The sequence below is a fragment of the Micromonospora sp. NPDC047670 genome, from assembly GCF_043204915.1.
Lineage (GTDB): Bacteria > Actinomycetota > Actinomycetes > Mycobacteriales > Micromonosporaceae > Micromonospora.
Map to the genome: position 1 here is coordinate 226411 of NZ_JBIDDA010000007.1, position 20709 is coordinate 247119.

16 protein-coding genes and 1 pseudogene are annotated in these 20709 nt (G+C 75.0%); 9 read left to right on the forward strand and 8 right to left on the reverse strand.

Features of this window, described 5'->3' with window-relative positions; genetic code table 11:
• Positions 1–3 precede the first annotated feature (3 nt).
• The 6 genes from ACGF7U_RS19365 to ACGF7U_RS19390 form a co-directional block, all read right to left on the reverse strand.
• Positions 4–3198 (reverse strand): UvrD-helicase domain-containing protein, encoded by a 3195-nt coding sequence (locus ACGF7U_RS19365; RefSeq protein WP_393108391.1) that lies wholly within the window; start codon positions 3196–3198, stop codon positions 4–6.
• A gap of 138 nt (positions 3199–3336) precedes the next feature.
• Positions 3337–4581 (reverse strand): metallophosphoesterase, encoded by a 1245-nt coding sequence (locus tag ACGF7U_RS19370; RefSeq protein ID WP_393108393.1) that lies wholly within the window; start codon positions 4579–4581, stop codon positions 3337–3339.
• Positions 4582–4594: 13 nt separating this feature from the next.
• Positions 4595–4828 carry a MoaD/ThiS family protein gene (locus tag ACGF7U_RS19375; RefSeq protein ID WP_393108648.1) on the reverse strand — a complete coding sequence of 78 codons (234 nt, stop codon included), beginning with the start codon at positions 4826–4828 and terminating at the stop codon, positions 4595–4597.
• Positions 4829–4938: 110 nt separating this feature from the next.
• Positions 4939–5952, reverse strand: a complete 1014-nt coding sequence (moaA, locus tag ACGF7U_RS19380) for a GTP 3',8-cyclase MoaA (protein WP_393108395.1) — start codon at positions 5950–5952, stop codon at positions 4939–4941.
• Positions 5949–6863 carry a fructosamine kinase family protein gene (locus tag ACGF7U_RS19385; protein WP_393108397.1) on the reverse strand — a complete coding sequence of 305 codons (915 nt, stop codon included), beginning with the start codon at positions 6861–6863 and terminating at the stop codon, positions 5949–5951. The genes moaA and ACGF7U_RS19385 overlap by 4 nt, the downstream gene beginning before the upstream one ends.
• A gap of 17 nt (positions 6864–6880) precedes the next feature.
• Positions 6881–8272 carry an MFS transporter gene (locus ACGF7U_RS19390; protein ID WP_393108399.1) on the reverse strand — a complete coding sequence of 464 codons (1392 nt, stop codon included), beginning with the start codon at positions 8270–8272 and terminating at the stop codon, positions 6881–6883.
• Positions 8273–8437: 165 nt separating this feature from the next.
• On the opposite strand from ACGF7U_RS19390, the gene ACGF7U_RS19395 reads away from it, so the two are divergent.
• The 5 genes from ACGF7U_RS19395 (at position 8438) to ACGF7U_RS19415 (ending at position 14549) form a co-directional block, all read left to right on the forward strand.
• On the forward strand, positions 8438–9019 hold the full coding sequence (locus tag ACGF7U_RS19395; protein WP_393108401.1) for an NADPH-dependent FMN reductase: 582 nt from the start codon (positions 8438–8440) through the stop codon (positions 9017–9019).
• Positions 9020–9047: 28 nt separating this feature from the next.
• Positions 9048–9644 (forward strand): DsbA family protein, encoded by a 597-nt coding sequence (locus ACGF7U_RS19400; protein ID WP_393108403.1) that lies wholly within the window; start codon positions 9048–9050, stop codon positions 9642–9644.
• 9 nt (positions 9645–9653) lie between these two features.
• Positions 9654–12344 carry an AAA family ATPase gene (locus ACGF7U_RS19405; protein ID WP_393108405.1) on the forward strand — a complete coding sequence of 897 codons (2691 nt, stop codon included), beginning with the start codon at positions 9654–9656 and terminating at the stop codon, positions 12342–12344.
• A 98-nt stretch (positions 12345–12442) separates the two neighbouring features.
• Positions 12443–13483 (forward strand): DUF4192 domain-containing protein, encoded by a 1041-nt coding sequence (locus ACGF7U_RS19410; RefSeq protein ID WP_393108407.1) that lies wholly within the window; start codon positions 12443–12445, stop codon positions 13481–13483.
• A 109-nt stretch (positions 13484–13592) separates the two neighbouring features.
• A complete protein-coding gene (locus ACGF7U_RS19415; protein ID WP_393108409.1) occupies positions 13593–14549 on the forward strand; it encodes an acyltransferase domain-containing protein in 957 nt (318 codons plus the stop codon).
• Here ACGF7U_RS19415 and ACGF7U_RS19420 read toward each other — a convergent pair.
• Positions 14476–15420 carry an alpha/beta hydrolase family protein gene (locus ACGF7U_RS19420; RefSeq protein ID WP_393108411.1) on the reverse strand — a complete coding sequence of 315 codons (945 nt, stop codon included), beginning with the start codon at positions 15418–15420 and terminating at the stop codon, positions 14476–14478. The two genes, ACGF7U_RS19415 and ACGF7U_RS19420, sit on opposite strands and share 74 nt — an antisense overlap.
• Positions 15421–15588: 168 nt before the next feature.
• On the opposite strand from ACGF7U_RS19420, the pseudogene ACGF7U_RS19425 reads away from it, so the two are divergent.
• The 4 genes and pseudogenes from ACGF7U_RS19425 to ACGF7U_RS19440 form a co-directional block, all read left to right on the forward strand.
• Positions 15589–16071, forward strand: a pseudogene (locus ACGF7U_RS19425) (DUF4192 family protein); the annotation flags it as partial.
• 145 nt (positions 16072–16216) lie between these two features.
• Positions 16217–17725 carry a carboxylesterase/lipase family protein gene (locus ACGF7U_RS19430; RefSeq protein WP_393108413.1) on the forward strand — a complete coding sequence of 503 codons (1509 nt, stop codon included), beginning with the start codon at positions 16217–16219 and terminating at the stop codon, positions 17723–17725.
• 241 nt (positions 17726–17966) lie between these two features.
• Complete coding sequence (locus ACGF7U_RS19435; protein ID WP_393108415.1) at positions 17967–18662, forward strand: GAP family protein; 696 nt, start codon at positions 17967–17969, stop codon at positions 18660–18662.
• A 161-nt stretch (positions 18663–18823) separates the two neighbouring features.
• Entirely contained in the window at positions 18824–19690 is an 867-nt protein-coding gene (locus tag ACGF7U_RS19440) for an aldo/keto reductase (protein WP_393108417.1), read from the forward strand.
• 160 nt (positions 19691–19850) lie between these two features.
• Here ACGF7U_RS19440 and fdhD read toward each other — a convergent pair whose 3' ends face one another.
• The gene (gene fdhD, locus ACGF7U_RS19445; RefSeq protein ID WP_393108419.1) at positions 19851–20702 is read right to left on the reverse strand and encodes a formate dehydrogenase accessory sulfurtransferase FdhD; all 852 of its coding nucleotides are present in this window, start codon (positions 20700–20702) and stop codon (positions 19851–19853) included.
• Positions 20703–20709: the final 7 nt, after the last annotated feature.

A 20709-nucleotide genomic window follows, 5' to 3' on the forward strand; every position in this document is an offset into this window, starting at 1 on the left:
CCGTCAGATGAGGCGGAGCTGGCGGTCCCGGGGACGGCGGGGCTCGGCGTCGCCGAAGCGTTCGAACAGGCCCGGGTCGATGGCGTCGAGGAACGGCGACGGGGCGCACTCGCGTTCACTGCCGTGCCGGCTGCGGCGGGCGGCGTGGCTGACGTACAGGCGGTCCTGGGCCCGGGTCAGCCCGACGAAGAAGAGCCGCCGCTCCTCGGCGATTGCGTCGTCGTCGGGCGTGCTGCCGGGCCAGCGCAGCGGGAGCAGCCCGTCCTCGGCGCCGACCAGGAAGACGACCGGGAACTCCAGCCCCTTCGCGGCGTGCAGGGTGAGCAGGGTGACCGCCTCGGCGCGCGGGTCGAGGGCGTCCACCTCCGCGCCCGTGGCGAGCTGGGAGAGGAACATCGGCAGGTCGTCGCCGCACCGCCGGGCCAGCGGGGTGAGCAGGTCGACGGCCGAGCGGACGTCCTCCGGGCGGACCGTGCCGGCGCCGTCCAGCGTCGGCACGGCGAACCGCTCCGCGAGCACCTGCCCGGCCAGCCGGACCCGGGCGGCCAGCGATCCGTCGAGCCCGTCGGCGTGCCGCAGCTCGCGGGCGATGGCCGCCACCCCGGGCCGGTCCCGCAGCCGGTCGTGCGAGCGCTTCTGCACGGGGATGTTCGCCCGGGCCAGCGCGTCCACGATCGGCGCGGCCTGCGCGTCGGTGCGGTAGAGCACCGCGATGTCGGAGAACGAGAGCGAGGTGGTCCGCCCGTCGATCCGCCCCGAGTCCAGCGACCGGTGGGACAGCCCGCCGACCAGCTCGTCGATGGTGCGTACGACGAAGTCGGCCTCGTCGGCGACGGAGCTGGCGGGGTAGCGGCCGACCAGCGGGGCCTCCGGGTCGAGCCGGGCCGGGTCGAGCCGGCGGCCGCGGACCAGGGACGACGGCGCGATGGCCTGCACGGCGGCGGCCAGGATGGGGGCCGACGAGCGGTAGTTGCGGTTCAGCCGCACCAGCCGGGCGTCGGTGAAGTCCTCCGAGAAGCGCAGGAAGTAGCCGACGTCGGCGCCCCGGAAGGAGTAGATGGCCTGGTCCGGGTCGCCGATCGCGCACAGGTTGCCGTCGGCGGGGCTGAGCAGTCGCAGCAGCTCGTACTGCACCGCGTCGACGTCCTGGTACTCGTCGACGAAGATCCACCGCCAGCGCTCCCGGTAGCGCTGCACCAGCTTCTTGTCCGCGCGCAGCAGCCCGACCGGCAGGGTGAGCAGCTCGTCCAGGTCGACCAGGTCCTGCTTGCGCAGCAGCGCCGTGTAGCCGGCCTCGTCGGCGCCGGCCTCGGCGCGGGCCTCCGCCCGCTGGGTGTCGTCGGCGATCCGGAAGTCCGCCGGCAGGCCGACGGCGTCGGCGTTCTCCCGGAGGATGGCCAGCCCCAACGAGTGGAAGGTGCCGACGGTGACGTCCTCGGCGACCGGCCCGAGCAGGCCGTCGAGGCGGTGCCGCAGCTCCTCGGCGGCGCGCCGGGTGAACGTGATCGCCAGGCACTGCTCCGGGAAGACGTTCAGCTCGGCGCAGAGGTAGGCGATCCGGTGGGTCAGGGTCCGGGTCTTGCCGGTGCCGGGCCCCGCGACGATGAGCAGCGGGCCGCCGGGCGCGGACGCGGCCACCCGCTGCATCGCGTCCAGCCGGTCCAGCAGGCCGGTGCCGACCTCCTCCATGCCGGCGAGCATGGGCTCGAACGGCTCGTGCGGCGAGGGCGCCGGCGCGATCGGGGGCGGCGGCGTGGGCGGCGCGGCCTTGCGCTTCGGCTCGGCCTTGGCCGCCGCCGGGCGCTTGGCGCGGGGCTTCGGCGCCGGCTCCGCGGGGGTGCGCTGCGCCGGCACGGGTACGTCGAAGAGGGTCTCCTGGGCCGTACCGGCGTTGCCGCCCAGTTCGGCCGGGTCGAAGAGGGTGATGACGCCGTACTCGCCGTCGTAGCCGGGAACCCGGCGGACGTCGCCGCGGCGCAGCCGGCCGATGCCCTCGGCGAGCAGCTCCCCGCCGACCTTCGGAATCTCGGCGAGCGGGGTGGTGGTGAGGATCTCCAGCTCCGGGCCGAGCGCGGCGAGCAGCTCGTTGAGCTTTCCCTCGACCTTCTTCGAGCGGGCGCCCACCCTGTTGAGCTCGCCGAGGATCTCGGCCAGCGGCACGAGGTGGGTGACGTCCCGGGCGTGCGGGGGCCGGTGTCCCGCCGGGCGGTCGGCCAGCTCCTCGACCCGGCTCAGCACGCCGACGGTCAGCGGCTTGCCGCACTCCGGGCAGCGGCCACCGGCGGCCCGGGTCCGCTCCGGGGACCAGTTGACCCCGCAGAGCCGGTGCCCGTCCGCGTGGTACTTGCCCTCCTCCGGGAAGAACTCGATGGTCCCCGCCAGCCCGTCGCCGGTGCGCAGCGCGTCCCGGATGGCGAAGTAGTCCCGCCCGGTGGCGAAGACGGTGGCCTCCCGGGCCAGGGCCGGCGGCGAGTGCGCGTCCGAGTTGGACACGAGCTGGTAGCGGTCCAGGCTGCCGACCCGCCAGTTCATCTCCGGGTCGGAGGAGAGGCCGGTCTCCACGGCGAAGACGTGGTCGGCCAGGTCGGCGTAGCAGTCGGCGATCGCGTCGAAGCCGGACTTCGAGCCCAGCGCGGAGAACCACGGCGTCCAGATGTGCGCCGGCACCAGGTAGCCGTCGGCGCTGGCCTCCAGGGTGATCTCCAGCAGGTCCCGGGAGTCCAGGCCGAGGATCGGCCGGCCGTCCGAGCCGAGGTTGCCGATCCGCCCGAGCGCGGTGTTGAACCGGGCCACCGCGTCCAGGTCGGGCAGGTAGATGAGGTGGTGCACCTTGCGGGTGCGGTCGTCCCGCTTGTAGATCGTGGAGATCTCCACGCTGAGCATGAACCGGACCGGGTCCGTCTCCGCCTCGCTGGCCAGCCGGGGCGGCAGCCGGCGGGCGATGTCCCGTTCCGCCTCGGGGCTGAGCCGGTGCAGGCCGGGCTCGGCGGGGTGCAGCGTCTCGCGCAGGTGGTCGTACCAGGCGGGGTGGGTGAAGTCGCCGGTGCCGAGCACGCCGATGCCCTTGCGCCGCGCCCACCAGCCCAGGTTGGGCAGGGTGAGGTCGCGGCTGCACGCGCGCGAGTACTTCGAGTGGATGTGCAGATCCGCGACGAACGGCGGGAGGCCACCGGAGGGTGCGGCGCTGAACGGAGGCACGCCGCATCCTGTCACGCCCGATCCATTACCCGCCGGTCGCCACGCGCACCCGTGACCTGAGCGGCCGGTGCTGGACAAGCCGACGGTCCCGCGCTATGGGCCGGGCGGGACCATGGGTCAGCCGCCCGCGCCGAGGGGTCAGCGGGTGCGCAGCTCGACCAGGGTGATCTGCGGTTCGGCGCCGACGCGGACCGGCGGGCCCCAGAAGCCGGCGCCGTTGGTGACGTAGACCTTGGTGCCGTCGACCTCGCCGAGGCCGGAGACCACCGGCTGCTGGAGCTTCACCAACAGGTTGAACGGCACCATCTGGCCGCCGTGGGTGTGGCCCGAGAGTTGCAGGTCGACGCCGAACTTCGCCGCCTCCACCGCGGCCACCGGCTGGTGGGCGAGCAGCACCACCGGTCGGCTCGGGTCGCGGTCGCCCAGCGCCGCCGCGTAGTCCGCGGGGGCGGCCAGGCCGGTGCCGGCGGCGGTGACGTCGTTGACCCCGGCCAGGTCCAGCACCCCGCCCCGGGCCTGGATCTCGGTCCGCTCGTTCTGCATGACCCGCAGGCCGAGCCGGTCCAGCTCCTGGACCCACTCCTCGACGCCCGAGTAGTACTCGTGGTTGCCGGTGACGAAGTAGCTGCCGTGCCGGGAGCGCAGGCCGCGCAGCGGCTCGGCCGCCTCGCCCAGCTCGGCCACCGAACCGTCGACGAGGTCACCGACGACGGCGACGATGTCGGCGTCGAGGCGGTTGATCGCGGCGACGATCCGCTCGGTGTGCGCCCGGCCGCGCAGCGGGCCGAGGTGGATGTCGGAGACCGTGGCGATCCGCAGGCCGTCCATGCTCCGGGGGAGCTTGGCCAGCGGGATCTGCACCCGGTCGAGCCGCGGCGGGCCGAGGGCGGTGCGGATGCCGTACCCGGTGAGGCCGGTGGCGGTGAGCCCGGCGAAGATCGCCGCCCCACGGGCGAGCAGCAACCGGCGGGCCGGGTCGTGGTCCGGCTGCGCGACCGCGCCGGCGGCCGGCGGGTCGGCCGGGCCCGACGCGCCGACCAGGGCGGGCTCGGGCGCGGCGGCGGTGGGCTCCGCGGCGGCGACCCGGCGGCGCAGCACGAGCCGGGTCACCAGCATCGGCACTTCCAGCGCCACCAGCAGGACCAGCAGGTAGAACATGACGGCGAGCCAGAGGTAGCCCGGCCACGCGAGCCAGTAGAGGCCCGCCTGGGTGCCGGCCATGGTCGCCGGTACGAGCAGCGCCAACACCAGGGCGGTGATCCCGCCGATCCGCCGCCAGCGCCCCGGCGCGGTGGTGTCCCGCACCAGCCGCTTCCACAGGTAGAGGTGGATCAGGCCGGTGATCAGCGCCATGGTGGCCACGAACGCCAGTGCCGCGAACATGCTGTGCGCCTCCTCAGCCGCCCGCGAAGGGGGGCAGGACGTCGATCGTGGCCCCGGCCGGTAGCGGTGCCCGACGATCATGACAGGTCACGCCGTCGACCAGGAAACTCGCCACCCGCAGCACGGCGGCGAGCCGCTCCCCGTGCCGCGCGGCCAGCTCCACCAGGAGTTCGTCGAGACCGCCGCCGGCGGACGCGGTCTCCTCGGCCCGGCCGGCGGCGGCCCGCGCCCCGGCGAAGTAGCGCACGGTGAGCGGCGGTCCGGCGTCAGCCGGCGGAGCCGCCTGTCCGGTGTCGGCTGCCTGCGCGGCGTGGGCCGGCGGTCCGGCGTCGGCCGGCCGCGTCGGTTCGGTCACGGTCATCCTCCGATGGCCGACATGGGCCGGGCGGGTTGCAGGAAGGCGGGGTCGTCGATGCCGTGCCCGGCCCGCTTGCCCCACATCGCGGCCCGCCAGCGCCGGGCCAGCTCGTCGTCGTCCGCCCCGGCCCGCAGCGCGCCGCGCAGGTCGGACTCCTCGGTCGCGAAGAGGCAGGCGCGGACCTGCCCGTCGGCGGTGAGCCGGGTGCGGTCGCAGTCGCCGCAGAACGGCCGGGTGACGCTGGCGATCACGCCGACCCGTGCCGGGCCGCCGTCGACCAGCCAGGTCTCGGCCGGGGCGGCGCCGCGTTCCGCCGGGTCGGAAGTCAGGGCGAACTCGCCGTGCAGGTGAGCCAGGATCTCGTCGGCGGTGACCATGCTGGCCCGGTCCCAGCCGTGCTGGGCGTCCAGCGGCATCTGCTCGATGAACCGCAGCTCGTAGCCCTGCGCCAGCGCGAAGCGGAGCAGCGCCGGGGCCTCGTCGTCGTTGACGCCGCGCATCAGCACGGTGTTGACCTTGACCGGGGTGAGCCCGGCGGCGGTCGCCCCGGCCAGCCCGGCCAGCACGTCCGGCAGGCGCGGGCGCCGGGTGAGCCGGGCGAACCGCTCCGGGTCCAGGGTGTCCAGCGAGACGTTCACCCGGTCCAGTCCGGCGGCGCGCAGCGCGGGGGCGAGCCGGTCCAGCCCGATGCCGTTGGTGGTGAGCGAGATCCGGGGGCGCGGCTCCAGCGCCGCCACGGCGGCCACGATGCCGACCAGGCCGGGCCGGATCAGCGGCTCCCCGCCGGTGAACCGCACCTCGGTCACGCCCAGTCGCCGCACCGCGACCCGGACCAGCCGGACGATCTCCTCGTCGCCGAGCAGTTCCGGGCCGGCCAGCCAGGGCAGCCCCTCGGCCGGCATGCAGTAGGTGCAGCGCAGGTTGCACTTGTCGGTCAGGGACACGCGCAGGTCCCGGGCGACGCGGCCGTACCGGTCGACGAGGGCGCCGTCGGTCGGCGGGGCGGCGTTCACCCGTCGACGGTAGCGCGCACCAGCCCGGTCAGGGCCGCTCGGGCGGTGCGGGCGACCGCATCGCGGTACGCCGTGCCGAAGAGGGCGGTGTGCACCAGCATCAGGTGGAGCTGGTGCAGCGGCACCCGCGCCCGCCACCCGTCGGCGGGCGGCCACGCCTCCGCGTACGCGGCGAGGACCCGGTCGAGGTGGGGCACGCCGCCGAAGAGCGCCAGCTGCGCCAGGTCGGTCTCCCGGTGCCCGCCGTGCGCGGCCGGGTCCACCAGCCACACCCGGTCGTCGGCCCCCCAGAGCACGTTGCCGGGCCAGAGGTCGCCGTGGATGCGGGCCGGCGGCTCGTCCCCGCCGAACTCCCCGATCCGGTCGACGACCTCCTCGACCAGTGCGGTCTCCGCGCCGGTCAGCGCGCCGCCGTCCACGGACCGGCGCAGGTACGGGACCAGCCGGCGCTCGGCGAACCAGCGCGACCACGGCCCCTCGTCCGGCGTGTTGTCCTGCGGGAGCGCCCCGACGAACCCGGTCCATCCGGCCCCGAACGCCGGCGCGCCGGCCCGGTGCAGCCCCGCCAGTTCCCGGCCGAACCGTTCGGCCGCCTCGGGCGTCGGCTCGCCAGGCTCCACCCAGTCGAGCGCCAGCAGCTCGGGCAGCGCCACGACCACCTCCGGCACCGCGACGGCGCCCGCCTCCCGCAGCCAGCGCAGGCCGGCCGCCTCGGCGGTGAAGAAGCCCTCCGGCACCGGCCGGCCGGCGCTCTCCGGCCAGTTCTTGGCGAAGATCGAGTGGCCGTCGTCGAGGGTCAGCCGGGACGCGGCGCAGATGTCGCCGCCGGCGACCGGCGTCTCCCGGATCCGCTGATGGGTCAGGAAGGTCGGCAGGTGCTCCGGGTGCGCCCGCAGGTACGCCAGATCCATCCGCGCACGGTAACCCGTCACGCGGCGACGCGGGCGGGCGTCGCGGTGGTGTGCCGCCGGCGGGCGGCCAACAGCGCCAGCACCCCGGCGACCTGGATCGCCGTGAGCACCACCAGGGCGGTACGGAAGCCGGCCAGCCCGCCGCCGCCGGCGGTCCAGCACAGCGCGGCGACGGCAGGCGCGAGCGTCGTCGCGATCATCCGTACGGTGCCGCTGACCCCGCCGGCGGCGCCGGTGGCGCCGGCGGGCGCCGCCGCCATGACCGCCGCGATGATCGGGGTGTTGAACAGGCCGAACCCGACGCCGATCACCGCGATCTGCCACCCGACGTGCGTCAGCCCGGCGTCGGCGGGGAGCGTGACCGGCAGCAGCGTGGCCCCGGCTACCAGCGCGGCACCCGTCGCCGCCGCCGGCAGCGCGCCGATCCGGTCGGCGAGCCAGCCGGCGACCGGCGAGGCGACCGTCATGGCGCCGATGTTGACCAGCAGCAGCATTCCGGTCACCTCCGGGCCCTCGTGCAGCACATCGGCGAGGAAGTACGGCAGGAGGAAGGCCGTCAGCGCGATGTTGAAGCACACCAGGAAGAGCCCGAGGACGGTGAACCCGAAGCGACGGTCGCGTACCAGCGCGATGATCGGTCGCGCGGCGGGCAGCCGGGCCCAGGCCAGGCCGAGTCCCACGGCGAGCGCGCCCAGCCCGGCGGCCACCGCCGGCCGCGCCGCGACCTCGTCGACCGCGACGAGCACCGCGGCGACCGTGCCGCCCAGCAGCGCCACCTCGCTCAGCAGCGGCAGGCCGGGGTTGGGCAGTCCCCGGCCGTCGCGGGGCAGCGCCCGCAGGCCCAGCCAGAGCGCGGCCGCGACGAGGGGCAGCTTGAGCAGGAACACCGCCCGCCAGCCGAACGCGCCCGCGACCAGCCCGCCGAGCGAGGTGCCGGCCATCCCGCCGATGGTCATGATGGTCACCACCGTGCCGATCGCGCGGGCCCGCTGGTCCGCCCGCACGGTCGCGGCGATCACCGGCAGGTAGACCGCCAGGGTGAGCCCGCCGGTGACGCCCTGGAGCAGCCGTACGGCAAGCAGCACCCACATCGTCGGCGCGAGGGCCGCGAGCACGCTGGTGACGCCGATGCCGACCATGGACACGACGAAGATCAGCCGGGGATCGGCCTGGTCGGCCCAGCGGCCGGCCGGAATGGAGATCGCGGCCATCGGGAGCGCGTACGCCAGCAACACCCAGGTGGTGGCCGCCGGGTCGGCCGCCAGGTCGGAGCCGATCGAGGGCAGCACCACGCCGGCGATGCTCATCTCGGAGGTCACTACGAGCATGGCGAGGGCCACCGCGGCGACCGGGGCCCAGCGGGTGCGGACGACGGGCGGTGGCTGCTGCGACGCGTGTGTGGTGGTCATGGACGCCGACGGTAGGAACGCGGACGCCCGCCGGGCATCTGTCGAACGACCGTACCGGCCACCGGGGCGGGGTCCGGGTCCGTGACCGGTCGGTTGACAGATGGCGGGGGGCCGCCGGCTGCCTAGCGTGGTGACACACACCCCGACCGACCTGGGAGAACATCCGTGACTACGCAGAAGTTGCGTCTCGCCGTCATCGTGGCCAGCACCCGGGAGGGGCGCTTCGGCCCGGTGGTGGCCGCCTGGTTCGTCGACCAGGCGCGCCGGCACGGCGGCTTCGACGTGGATGTGATCGACCTGGCCGAGATCGACCTGCCGGCGACGCTGACCGCCTTCGGCGCGCCGCAGCCGGCGGCGGTCGACGCGCTCGCGCCGCGGCTGGCCGCCGCTGACGCCTTCGTGGTGGTCACGCCGGAGTACAACCACAGCTACCCGGCCTCGATCAAGATCGCGATCGACTGGTACCGGGACGAGTGGCGCGCCAAGCCGGTCGGCTTCGTCTCCTACGGCGGGCTCGCCGGTGGCCTGCGCGCCGTGGAGCACCTGCGCACGGTCTTCGCCGAGGTGCACGCGACGACCGTGCGGGACACGGTCAGCTTCCACGGCTGCTGGGACAAGTTCGACGAGTCCGGTTCGCCGGTGGATCCGCAGGGCTGCGACAGCGCTGCCAAGGCCGTCCTGGAACAGCTCGGGTGGTGGGGCCGGGCGCTGCGCGAGGCCCGCGAGCGTGTCCCGTACGCGGCCTGACCCGGAGGAACAGAGAATGGAGCGGACGATGGATGTGGAATTCGTATTCGACGTGCCGTGCGTGTGGTCGTACTTCGCCTTCGCCCGGTTCCAGCGCGCGGCGGCCCGGATCCGCGCCGAGGGCGGGGAGGTGAGGGTGCGGTTCCGGCCGTTCCAACTGGACCCCCGCGCCACGGTCGACGGCGAACCGAAGATCGACGTGCTGCGCCGGGCCTTCGGGGCGGGGGCGGACGACGCGGTCGCCGGCATCGAGTCCAAGGCGGCGAGCGAGGGGCTGACGTTCCGCCACCGCCACGCGGTGTGGTCCGACACGCTGCCCGCGCACCGCCTGATCGCGGTGGCCGCCCGGCAGGGGCGGGGCGAGGCGATGGTGGAGCGGCTGTTCCGCGCCCACCACACCGACGAGCTCAACATCGCCGACCCGGCCACGCTGCGCCGGCTCGCCGACGAGGCGGGCGTCGCCTGGCAGGACGGCGGCGACGACGACGTGCGCGCCGAACTCGCCCGGGTGCGGGCCGAGGGCGTACGCGGGGTGCCGGTGTTCCGGATCGCCGGCCGTACGCTGAACGGCGCGCTGTCGGAGGAGTCCCTGTACCAGGCGATGAGCGCGACGGTGGCCGCGTAGCCTTGTCCCGTGCTGCACGGCCGGACCGAGGAGATCTCCCGGATCGACACCCTGCTCCGGCAGGCGCGGTCCGGCCGCAGCGGGGTGCTCGTCCTGCGGGGCGAGGCCGGGATCGGCAAGTCGGCCCTGCTCGACCACGCCGCGCACCTGGCCGGCGACATGCGGGTGCTGCGCACGGACGGGATCGAGTCGGAGACGGGCTTCCCCTACGCGGGGCTGCACCTGCTGCTCGGCCGGGAGACCGACCGGCTGGACGCCCTGCCCGCTCCCCAGGCCCGGGCGCTGCGGGCGGCGCTCGGGCAGGAGGCCGGCGGCGACGCGAACCGGTTCCTCGTCGGGCTGGCGGTGCTGAGCCTGCTGGCCGAGCTGGCCGAGGAGCGCCCACTGCTCTGCCTCGTCGACGACGCGCACTGGCTCGACGCGGCCTCGGCGGAGGCGCTGCTCTTCGCCGTGCGTAGGCTCGACGCCGAGGCGATCGCGGTGGTCGTCGCGGTCCGTGCCGACGAGCCGTCCCCGTTCGACCCGGCCGGCCTGCCGGAGCTGCCGATCGGGCCGCTGGACGAGGCGGCGGCCGCCGCCCTGGTCGCGCAACGGCCGGAGCCGGTGCCCGGCTACCTCCGGTCCGATCTGCTCACCGAGGCGCAGGGCAACCCGCTCGCCCTGCTGGAACTGCCGCTCGACGGCGAGCCGCGCCGCGTGCCGTCCTCGCGCTACCAGCGGCTGCACCAGGTCTTCGCCGAGCGGGTGCGGCGGCTGCCCGAGGCGACCCGGCGGCTGCTCGTCGTCGCCGCCGAGGCGTCCACCGCCGACGCCGCCGTGGTGCTCCCGACCGCCGAACGCCTCGGCTGCACCCGGGACGACCTGGTTCCCGCCGAGCAGGCGCAGCTGGTGCGGCTGGTGGAGGGCCGGCTGGTGTTCCGCCACCCGCTGGTGCGTACGGCGGTGCGGGAGAGCGCGGAGGTCGACAGCCGGATGGCGGCGCACGGGGCGCTCGCGGCGGTCTACGCGGCCCGGGGCGACGTCTGCTCGTACGCCTGGCACCGGTCGGCGATGGCCATCGGGCCGGACGAGGAAGCGGCGCAGGCACTGGAGACCGCTGCCCGCAGCGGGTCGCCCCGGGTGAGCGCGGCGGTCTCGGCGATGTGCGAGCGGGCCGCCGCGCTCACCGCGGACCGGGCCCGGCGCGGGCAGCGGCTGACCACGGCGGCGGAGGCGGCCGCCGACGCCGGCCAGCTGGATCGGGCCGCGGCGCTGGCCGACGAGGCCGCCGACTACGTCACCGATCCCGTGCAACTGGCCGACATCGCCCTGGTCCGCGCCGTCGTGCTGGACTCGCGGGACCGCCCGAAGGAGGCCCACCGCCTGCTCTCCGACGCCGCCGTGGCGGTGGCCTCCCTCGACCCGCGTCGGGCCGGTCACCTGCTCTTCCGCGCCGGCCGGGCGGCGGCCCACGCGGACGACCTCGGCGCGCTGGAGCGCACCGCCGCGCGGGCCGAGGAACTGGGCGTGCCCAGCGCCCACCTCGTGACCGCGCTGTCCCAGGTGTTCGCCGCGCAGCACGCCCTCTCCGACGCCTCGGTCGAACCGCTGCGGTTGCTGGTCGAGGAGACGACGGGCTGCGCGCAGCACCTGGAGCTGCTCGACATCGGGTGGTGGCACCTGATGCTCGCCGACGTCGACAGCGCCCACGACATCGCGGCGCGACTTGCCGACACGGCCCGTCGGCAGGGCGCCGCCGGCCTGCTGGCCTCGGTGCTCCCGCTGCTCGCCCGCACCCAGCTCATGTCGGGCTGGCACGACGACGCGGAGGCCAGCGCCACGGAGGGTCTGCGGGTCGCCGCCGACACCGGGCAGCGCCCGCACGCGGTCTACCTGAACACCGTGCTGGCCGCCCTGGCCGCCGTCCGGGGTGACGAAGGGCGGTGCGTCGAGCTGACCGCGGAACCGATCGCGCGGGGCGTGACGCCGGGCAACGTCCACGCGGCGGGCGCGCTGAGCCTGCTGGACCTGGGCCTCGGCCGGTACGAGGCGGCCTTCGGCCGGCTCTCCGGGATGCTGGCCGCGCGGCACCGCGGCGGCGCGATGGCCAGCCTTCCCGACCTGGTGGAGGCCGCGGTACGGGTGGACCGGCCGGCGGACGGGCTGCCCGCCGCCCGGCAGTACGCCGACTGGGCCGCGCACGTCCGCCAGCCGTGGGCGCGGGCGGTCGCACTGCGGTGCCAGGCGCTGCTGGACGGCAACGCCGACGACCGGTTCGCCCGGGCTGTCGCGCTGCACCGGCAGGGCGGCCCGCCGTTCGAACGGGCCCGCACCGAACTGCTCCACGGCGAGTGGTTGCGCCGGGCGCGCCGGGTCAGCGAGGCGCGGATCGTGCTGCACTCGGCGCTGGAGATCTTCGACCGGCTCCAGGCCCGGCCCTGGAGCGCGCGGGCGCGGGCCGAACTGCGCGCCGCCGGGGAGAGCGTCCGGGCCGCCGACACGGACGCGGTGCGGCGGTTGACCCCGCAGGAACACCAGGTGGTGCAGCTGGCGGCCCGGGGGCTGAGCAACCGCGAGATCGGCGCGCAGCTCTTCCTGAGTCCCCGCACGGTCGGCTACCACCTCTACAAGGCGTACCCGAAGCTGGGCGTCGGCTCCCGCAGTGAGCTGGCGTCGCTGGTGGCGGACCAGCCGAAACGCTCCGCGCCCGTGGAGGCGTGAACGCCTGAGCTGGGGCGACACGCTCCGTGTCTGTGGACAACCCGCGTGTCGTCCACAGGGGCTGCCGGCGGTCTCGCCCGCGCCGCAGGCTGCCAGCCATGACCCCGACCGACCGCCCCCGGCTCACCGTCCGTTCCCCGGCCGACCTCATCGCCGCCGTGCCGTACCTGCTCGGCTTCCACCCGGCCGACAGCGTCGTCGTGGTCGCGATGCGGGCCCGCCGGATCACCTTCGCCGCCCGCGCCGCCCTGCCCGACCTCGCCGATCCGGGCGACGCCGCCCGGCACCTCGCCGGCGTCGTCGCCCGGCAGCACGCCGAGACCGCCACGGTCCTGGGCTACGGCCCGGCCGCCCGGGTCACCCCGGCGGTCGACGCCGTGCGCGCCGCGCTGACCGGGGCCGGGCTGCCCGTGCTCGACGCCCTCCGCGTCACCGGGGGTCGCTACTGGTCGTACGTCTGCACCGAGCCGGAGTGCTGCCCACCCGAGGGCAGGCCCTTCGACGCCGGGGCCAGCGAGGTCAGCGCGGCGGCCGTCTTCGCCGGTCAGGTCGCCCTGCCCGACCGGGCCGCCCTCGTCGCGCAGGTCGCCCCGGTGACCGGTCCGGCCCGCTCGGCCGTACGCCGGGCCACCGCCCGCGCCGAGCGGCGCCTGGCGGCCCTGCTGCACAGGGCCCCGGCGGCGGACCTGCGCAGCGGGCGGGCGGTCCGGGCCGCCGGCACGACGGCCGTACGCGGCGCGCTGCGCCGGCACCGGCGGGGACAACGGCTCAGCGACGACGAGGTGGCCTGGCTGAGCCTGCTGCTGACCCACCTGCCGGTGCGCGACCACGCCTGGGAGCGCACCGACGGGCGCGACGAGGACATCGCGCTCTGGGCCGACGTGCTGCGCCGGGCCGAGCCGGGGCTGACCGCCGCGCCGGCCGCGCTGCTGGCGTTCGCGGCCTGGCGGGCGGGGCAGGGCGCGCTGGCGGCGGTGGCCCTGGAGCGGGGCCTGGCCGAGCACCCCGACTACCCGCTGGCGCTGCTCCTCGACGACCTGCTGCGCCGGGGCGTGCCGCCGTCCGAATTGGACGGTTGGCCGGCCGTCGGCAGGCCGGGCGTCGTGCGCCGCAGGCGCACCCGGGGCGGCCTCCGGTGAGCCGGCCGACGCGAGCTGTCGGGTGCAGCGGCGCTCGGGTCGCCGCAGCGGGATCTGCCCGAGCGGCACGGGCCGTGGAAGACACCGACCGGCCGGTAGGGTCGACCGCGTGGACCTGGACGACACCGCAGCGCGGCTCGGGGTGCCCGTCGAGGACGTCGAGCGCGTGCACCGGCTCGCCGGCGACCGGCCGTCGGCGCCGCTGCCCGCCAAGGCCGACGCGCCCGCGCTCCTCGACCGGCTCGCGGTGCGACCGGACGACGCCGTCGAGATCATGGCGGGCTGGCCCGACCCCGGCTCTCCGCTGTGGACGCCGGAGCTGCGCTGGCTGCTCGACCGCTCGACCGCCCTGGTCCGCGCCGACCTCGGGGGCCACGCCTGGCTGCCGCCCGGCCCCGCGCTGCCGCGCGACCGGGGCCCCGCCTGGCGGCATCTCTACGTGTACGCGTACCTGGCCCTGGTCGACATCGTCAGGGGCTACCACCGCGACCACGGCATCTCCGACGCCGTGTCCTGGGCGACCCTCGCCGACCTGGGCCGCAACCTCGCCATCGACCGGCGGATGCACCGCGAGGGCTGGCCGGTCATGCAGAGCTGGCTCACGCTGCACGCGCGCGGCGGCCTCTACGAGTTGGGCCGCCTGCAATACCAGCGTGGCGGCACCGCCCTCGACCTGCACATTCCCGAGTCGGGGCCGATGACCCCGGAGGCGGTCGCCGCGTCGCTCGACGAGGCCCGCGCGTTCTTTCCGCGCCACTTCCCCGACGAGCACTACACGGCGTTCGCCTGCGGGTCGTGGCTGCTCGATCCGCAGTTGCGGGAATACCTGCCCGAGGGTTCCAACATCGTCCGGTTCCAGCGGATGTTCGAGCTGGAGCCCTACGAGGAGCCGGAAGGGCTGGACGCCGACGTCGAGGTGCTGCGGTTCGTGTTCCGCAGCCTGACCACGCCGCTCGACCGGCTGCCGCGCCGCACCGTGCTCCAGCGGGCGATCATCGACCACCTGAAGGCCGGGCGTCACTGGCGGATCCGCCGGGGCCGCTTCCCGATCCAGCCACGTCCCTGACCGGTCGGGATAGACGTCCCTCCAACCAGTGGAGCAGGGCCTCCTCGTACTGCGGGCTGATCGCGGTCAGGTCGTCGGCCTCGTGCAGGGTGGGCGCGTGGTCGCAGCCGGCCAGCCTGGCGACGGTCAGCTCGGCGGCGCGGGCGGCCCGGTGCCACACCGCCAGACTCTCCTCGATCGGCGTCCAGGCGTCGGTCTCGCCGTAGCAGAGCAGCACCGGGCAGGACAGCGCCGCGAAGACCGGCTCCGGATCGAAGTCCATGTCGGCCCAGGTGCCCGGCTCCGGCACCTTGCGCGGCAGGAACGCCAGCGGAAACCAGGGCCGCCCGACGGCGGCGTCCAGCTCGGCCTGGGCGACCGCCCGGGGCAGCCCGCCGCGCAGACAGGTCTCCGCGACCCCGCGCAGCCGGTCCAGCTCGGCGAGGTCCGCGTCGCCGTACCCGTGGCGGCGAAGCTGCTCGGCGGTGCCGTAGCGCATCTGCCGTGCGGGGCTGACCCCGCTGCACCCGACGAGCACGAGAAAGTCGACCGGGTGCCGGCTGGCGGTGAGCGCCGCCGCCCACGCCCCTTGGCTGAACCCCCACAGCCCGACGGGCACGTCGCCGACCCGTCGGCGCAGCACGTCGAGGGCCGCCGCCGCGTCGTCGGACTGGGCGCTCAGCGGAACGTCGCGGCCGTCGATCCGGGGGCGCCGGTCGTGACGGAGGACCGCGACGCCAGCCGGCGGCAGCAGCCGGGCCAGGTGCTCGTAGAGGAAGTACGACCGGGCGCCGGCGTGGGAGCCGTGCAGCACGGCGAGTGCGCCCCGGGCAGGCCCGACCGGCAGGTCCAGGATGGCCGGAAGGTGCTGCTCTCCGACGGTCAGCTCCACATCGGGCAGTCGACCACGGGCCGGCCGGATCCGTCGTACCCGATCCGCTCTCGCGGCCCGGGGGCGGCACAGCGGGCAGGAACTCGTGCCGCCCGCGCAGGCCGCTGGGCGACGACGTGGTGTGGTCCGTCGAAGGACGTAGCCGACGTCCGTCCCGTGGGCCGACCTGACCGGCTCCGCGTCACCGGGGGTCGCTACTGGTCGTACGTCTGCACCGAGCCGGAGTGCTGCCCGCCCGAGGACAGGCCCTTCGACGCCGGCGCCAGCGAGGTCAGCGCGGCGGCCGACATCGCCGGCCAGGTCGCCCTGCCCGACCGGGCCGCGCTGTCGCCCCGGTGACGGGTCCGGCCCGATCGGCCGTACGCGAGGCCACCGCCCGCGCCGAGCGGCCGATCCTCGGCGGGGGCCGCCGCGCTCCGCGCCGCCCTGCGCCGGCACCAGCGGGCGCAGGTGCTCACCGACGACGAGGTGGCCTGGCCGAGCGTGCTGCTGACCCGGGAGCCGGTACGCGACCATTCCTGGGTGCGCACCGACGGACGGTACGCGGACATCGCGCTCTGGACCGACGTGCTGCGCCGGGCCGAGCCGGAGCTGATTGCCGCGGCGGCCGCGCTCCTGGCGTTCGCGGCGTGGCGGGCCGGCCAGGGGGCGCCGCCGGTGTGACCCTCGCTGACCACGACGCCGCGGCACCGCTCTTCGCCGCCGTCGCGGCCGCCCGCCAGGTGTAGGTAGCTACACCCCTGTCGGGCGGGAAACATCATCCCGACCACGGCTGTCGGATGACAGCGTTGGTCGCATGCGAATCCTGACGACCGTCATGATCGTCGCCGCGTTGCTGGCGCTGCCTGTGCCTGCGGCCGCCGATCCGGGCAAGGTGCGCACCGACGCCGGCTGGATGGCCGGCACCGTGCGCGGTGACCACCGGCTCTTCCAGGGCATTCCCTACGCCGCCGCGCCCGTCGGGGAGCTGCGCTGGCGCTCCCCGCAACCTGTCGAGCCGTGGGCAGGCGTCCGCGACGCGACACGACCCGGCAACCGGTGCGCGCAGACAGCTGACAACTGGGGCCTGCCAGCCAGCGACAGCGAGGACTGCCTCTACCTCAACGTGACCGCACCGCGTGGCGCCTCACCCCGCAATCGCAAACCGGTGCTGGTCTGGCTGCACGGCGGCAGCCTGACGAAAGGCGCCGGCAGCGACTACGACGCCGTCCGCCTCGCCACGCGCGGCGACATCGTTGTGGTGACCCTCAACTACCGGCTGGGAATCTTCGGCTTCTTCGGCCACCCCGGGCTGCCCGACAGCGGTGCGTTCGGCGTGCAGGACCAGCAGGCGGCGCTGAGGTGGGTACGGCGCAACGCGACCGCGTTCGGCGGTGATCCAGGAAATGTCACGCTCGCCGGTGAGTCAGCGGGCTCGCACTCGGTATGCGCCCAACTCGCCGCTCCGGCCTCGGCCGGCCTGTTCCACCGCGCGATCACCCAGAGTTCCCCGTGTTGGAGGCAGGGCGACCTGCCGGCGGTCCTGGACGTGCCACTCTGGGTTCCTGCCTCGGCTCACGAGGGACACGGGCAGCTCGTCGCCGAGCGGGTCTCCTGCTCCGACGTCGCCTGTCTGAGGGGTAAGTCGACTCAGGAACTCCTCGCGCAGCCCGCACTGCCTCTCCCCGGATACGGCAACACCGTGCTGCCGGAAGACCCGGCAGTGGTGTTCGCCGAGGGACGCTTCCACCGGGTGCCGATCCTGTCCGGCATCACCCGGGACGAGGGCACCATGTTCGCATCGATGGTGTTTCCCAAGCTCACCGCCGCACAGTACGTCGACGGCCTCACCCAGATCTTCGGAGAGCGGGCACCGGCTGTCCTGGCGGCCTATCCGCCCGGCGACGTGCCGACCCAGACGGCTGCCGCCGTGCTGAGCGACCTCGACTGGGCGCGGTCGGCGCGGGACACCGATCGGTTGCTGGCCAGGCACGTCCCGGTCTATTCCTACGAGTTCCTCGACCGGACGGCACCGCAGCTTTTCCCGTTCCCCGACGAGCAGGTGGAGCCCCTGGCATCGCACGGCTCGGAACTGCCGTTCCTCTTCGACCCGTCGTGGGAGTCCGCCCCGCTCACCGACAAGCAGCGTCGACTCGGCGACCTGATGATCGGCTACTGGGCGCGGTTCGCCGCCACGGGTGACCCCAACGGTCGCGGCCTACCGGCGTGGCGGCAGTACCCGTACGTCCAGGGCCTGGACCTCGACAGGGTGGGCCACTTCGACCGGAGCGCCGCGCACCGGCTGACCTTCTGGGACGGCATCTGAGCCCCGAAGAGCGGCGCGGACACACGGCGACGACGGCCTCGGCCGGCTCCACCTCGACCTCGCGTTTCCCCGGGCCGCCGGCCGCGACCCGGCGACGGCCCGGTGAGCCGGGCAGGGGGTGACCCGGGCTCACCGGGGCTGTCCGTCGAAGGATGTAGCGGACGTTCGTTCCGTGGGCCGAGTCCACCGGCACGGCGTCGGAACAGAATCATGGCGTGCCCCTACTTCCCGGACGCCCCGCATGAGCGCCGGCCTGCTGCTGTCACTAGCAGGCCTCGCCCTGGTCGACAGCACGAGCATCGGCACGCTCTTCATCCCGGTCTGGCTGCTGCTGGCTCCCGGCAGGGTCAGCGTCCGGCGGATCCTCGTCTATCTCGGCACGATTGCCGCCTTCTACTTCGCCGTCGGGCTGGTGCTGACACTCGGCGGCAGCCGGCTGGCCGACGTGCTCGGCGGGGCGATGGACAACCGGCCGGTGCTCTGGGCGCAGCTCGCCCTCGGGGTCGGGCTGTTCGCGCTGAGTTTCCGCTACGACGGCAAGCGCCGTCCGCGCGGCGGCGGGGTGCTGCGGTGGCGGGACCGGGTCGCCGGCGGGGACTCGTCGGTGCGTTGGCTGGTCGGGCTGGCGCTGCTCGCCGCGCTCGCCGAGGTGGCGACGATGCTGCCGTACCTCGGCGCGGTCGGCCTGCTGACCACCTCCGGGCTCGGCGCGGGGAGCGTGGTGGGGTTGCTCGCCGGCTACTGCCTGGTGATGGTGCTGCCGGCGGTGCTGCTGCTGGCCGCCCGGGTGGCCTGGCCGAGGCTGGTCGAGCCGGTGCTGGCCCGGCTGAACGCCTGGATCATGCGCAGCTCCGGCAGCATGCTGGGCTGGATCCTCGGCATCGCCGGTTTCCTGCTGGCCCGGGACGCCGTCGTCCGGTTGGGGCTGTTCGACTAGGGCGGTGTCTGTTCGACCAGGGCGGTGTCTGTTCGACTACGGGGTGGCGGAGTCGGTCCGACAGAGCGCCTCACTGTAGATAACTTAGCAACGATCTCGCCGGAGCGATATCGGGCAGATGACCGGCTGCGCAGGTCAGCGGGGATGGCTAGGTTCGCCCAATGCCCATCAACATGATCACTGCGGACTCCGCGGGCACCTGGACGCTCGGCGACCTGACCGTCAACCGGATCGGGTTCGGCGCGATGCGCCTGACCGGCAACGGCAGCGCGGCGAGCGACCGCGACCGGGCGGTCGGTGTGCTGCGCCTGGCGGTCGAGCTCGGGGTCAACCACATCGACACGGCGGCGTTCTACTTCTCGCCGCTGCGGTCGGCCAACGAGTTAATCAACACGGCGCTCTCGCCGTACGCCGACGAACTGGTCATCACCACGAAGGTCGGGCCGGGCCGCGACCCGTCCGGGGAGTGGCTGCCGCTGGCCCGGCCAGACCAACTGCGCGGGCAGGTCGAGGAGAACCTGCGCCAGCTCGGCCGCGACCACCTGGACGTCGTGAACCTGCGCCAGCACGGGCTGGACTCGGTCGCGGAGCACTTCGGCGCGCTGGCCGACCTGCGCGACGCCGGCCTCATCCGGCATCTCGGCCTGTCGAACATTCGCCCCCATCACCTCGCGCAGGCGCAGGCGATCGCCCCGGTGGTCTGCGTGCAGAACCCGTACGGCGTGGACACCCGACGTACGCACGACGATTTCGTGCGCACCTGCGGGGAGCAGGGTGTCGCCTTCGTACCGTTCTTCGCGATCGCCGGCGACGGACGTGCGGCCGGCGGCGTGGCCACCAACGAGGCGGTGCACGCCATCGCCCGCGCCCACGGCGTGACGCCGGCGCAGGTGCGGATCGCGTGGACCCTCAGCCGCGGCCCGCACCTACTGGCCATCCCCGGCACCGGCAACCCCGACCATCTGGTCGAGAACCTGGCCGCCGGGGCGCTGCGCCTGTCCCCCGAGGAGCTGGCCAGCCTCGACTAGCGTCGGCGGGCAGCGCCCCTGCCACGAGTCCACGACCTCTGACGGAGGCCCGTCCCTTCGCGGGCAGCGATGACGTCCATCGCCCTCCCCCCGCCGTACACCTCATGGCTCGTTGCCCGAGGACTCAGCCCCGACCACGGCCCGTGCCGACCGTGACGGATCAGGTCGCGACCCGGTCGGGGCGGGCGTAGACGTTCATGGTCTGGTCGCGCAGGAAGCCGACCAGGGTCAGCCCGGCCTCCTCGGCCAGCTCCGCCGCCAGGGTGCTCGGCGCGGAGACCGCCGCGAGCAGCGGCACCCCCGCCATCCACGCCTTCTGGGTCAGCTCGAAGCTCGCCCGCCCGGAGACGAGCAGCACGTGCCCGGTCAGCGGCAACCGCCGCTCGCGGACGGCCCAGCCGATCACCTTGTCCACGGCGTTGTGGCGGCCGACGTCCTCGCGCAGCACGACCAGCTCGCCGGTCGCGGTGAACAGGCCCGCCGCGTGCAGCCCGCCGGTGCGGTCGAAGCCGCGCTGCGCCGCGCGCAGCCGCTGCGGCAGCCCCGTCAGGACCGCCGCCGGCACCGTCAGCGGGTCGTCGCCCACCGCGAAGAGCGATCGGGTACGCACCGCGTCGATGCTCGCCTTGCCGCACACCCCGCAGGCGCTGGTGGTGTGGAAGTTCCGGGTCGGGTCGGCGGTCGGCTCGGGCACACCGGGCGCCAGCACCACGTCCACCACGTTGTACGTGTTGGGCGTCTCCGCGCCGGCACAGAGCTGCGCGGTGTGCACGTCGTCGGCGGAGCGGATGAGCCCCTCGGTCAGCAGGAAGCCGATCGCCAGGTCGAGGTCGTCGCCGGGCGTACGCATGGTGACCGCGAGCGGCCGCCGCCGGCCGGGACCGGGCGGGCCGACCCGGATCTCCAGCGGCTCCTCGACGGCGAGCGTGTCCTGCCGGCGTACCGAGGCCCGGCCGGTCGCCGCGTCGAGGTCGATGCGGAGCACGCCGCGTCGGTCAGTCGCCCGTCCCATCCCGCCA

Bases quoted from the DNA above. Each gene is read 5' to 3' on its own strand.
- ACGF7U_RS19370 (WP_393108393.1), bottom strand. From the start codon at position 4,581: ATGTTCGCGGCACTGGCGTTCGTGGCCACCATGGCGCTGATCACCGGC.
- ACGF7U_RS19385 (WP_393108397.1), bottom strand. From the start codon at position 6,863: ATGGATCTGGCGTACCTGCGGGCGCACCCGGAGCACCTGCCGACCTTC.
- ACGF7U_RS19390 (WP_393108399.1), bottom strand. From the start codon at position 8,272: ATGACCACCACACACGCGTCGCAGCAGCCACCGCCCGTCGTCCGCACC.
- ACGF7U_RS19400 (WP_393108403.1), top strand. From the start codon at position 9,048: ATGGATGTGGAATTCGTATTCGACGTGCCGTGCGTGTGGTCGTACTTC.
- ACGF7U_RS19410 (WP_393108407.1), top strand. From the start codon at position 12,443: ATGACCCCGACCGACCGCCCCCGGCTCACCGTCCGTTCCCCGGCCGAC.
- ACGF7U_RS19430 (WP_393108413.1), top strand. From the start codon at position 16,217: ATGCGAATCCTGACGACCGTCATGATCGTCGCCGCGTTGCTGGCGCTG.
- ACGF7U_RS19435 (WP_393108415.1), top strand. From the start codon at position 17,967: ATGAGCGCCGGCCTGCTGCTGTCACTAGCAGGCCTCGCCCTGGTCGAC.
- ACGF7U_RS19440 (WP_393108417.1), top strand. From the start codon at position 18,824: ATGCCCATCAACATGATCACTGCGGACTCCGCGGGCACCTGGACGCTC.
- fdhD (WP_393108419.1), bottom strand. From the start codon at position 20,702: ATGGGACGGGCGACTGACCGACGCGGCGTGCTCCGCATCGACCTCGAC.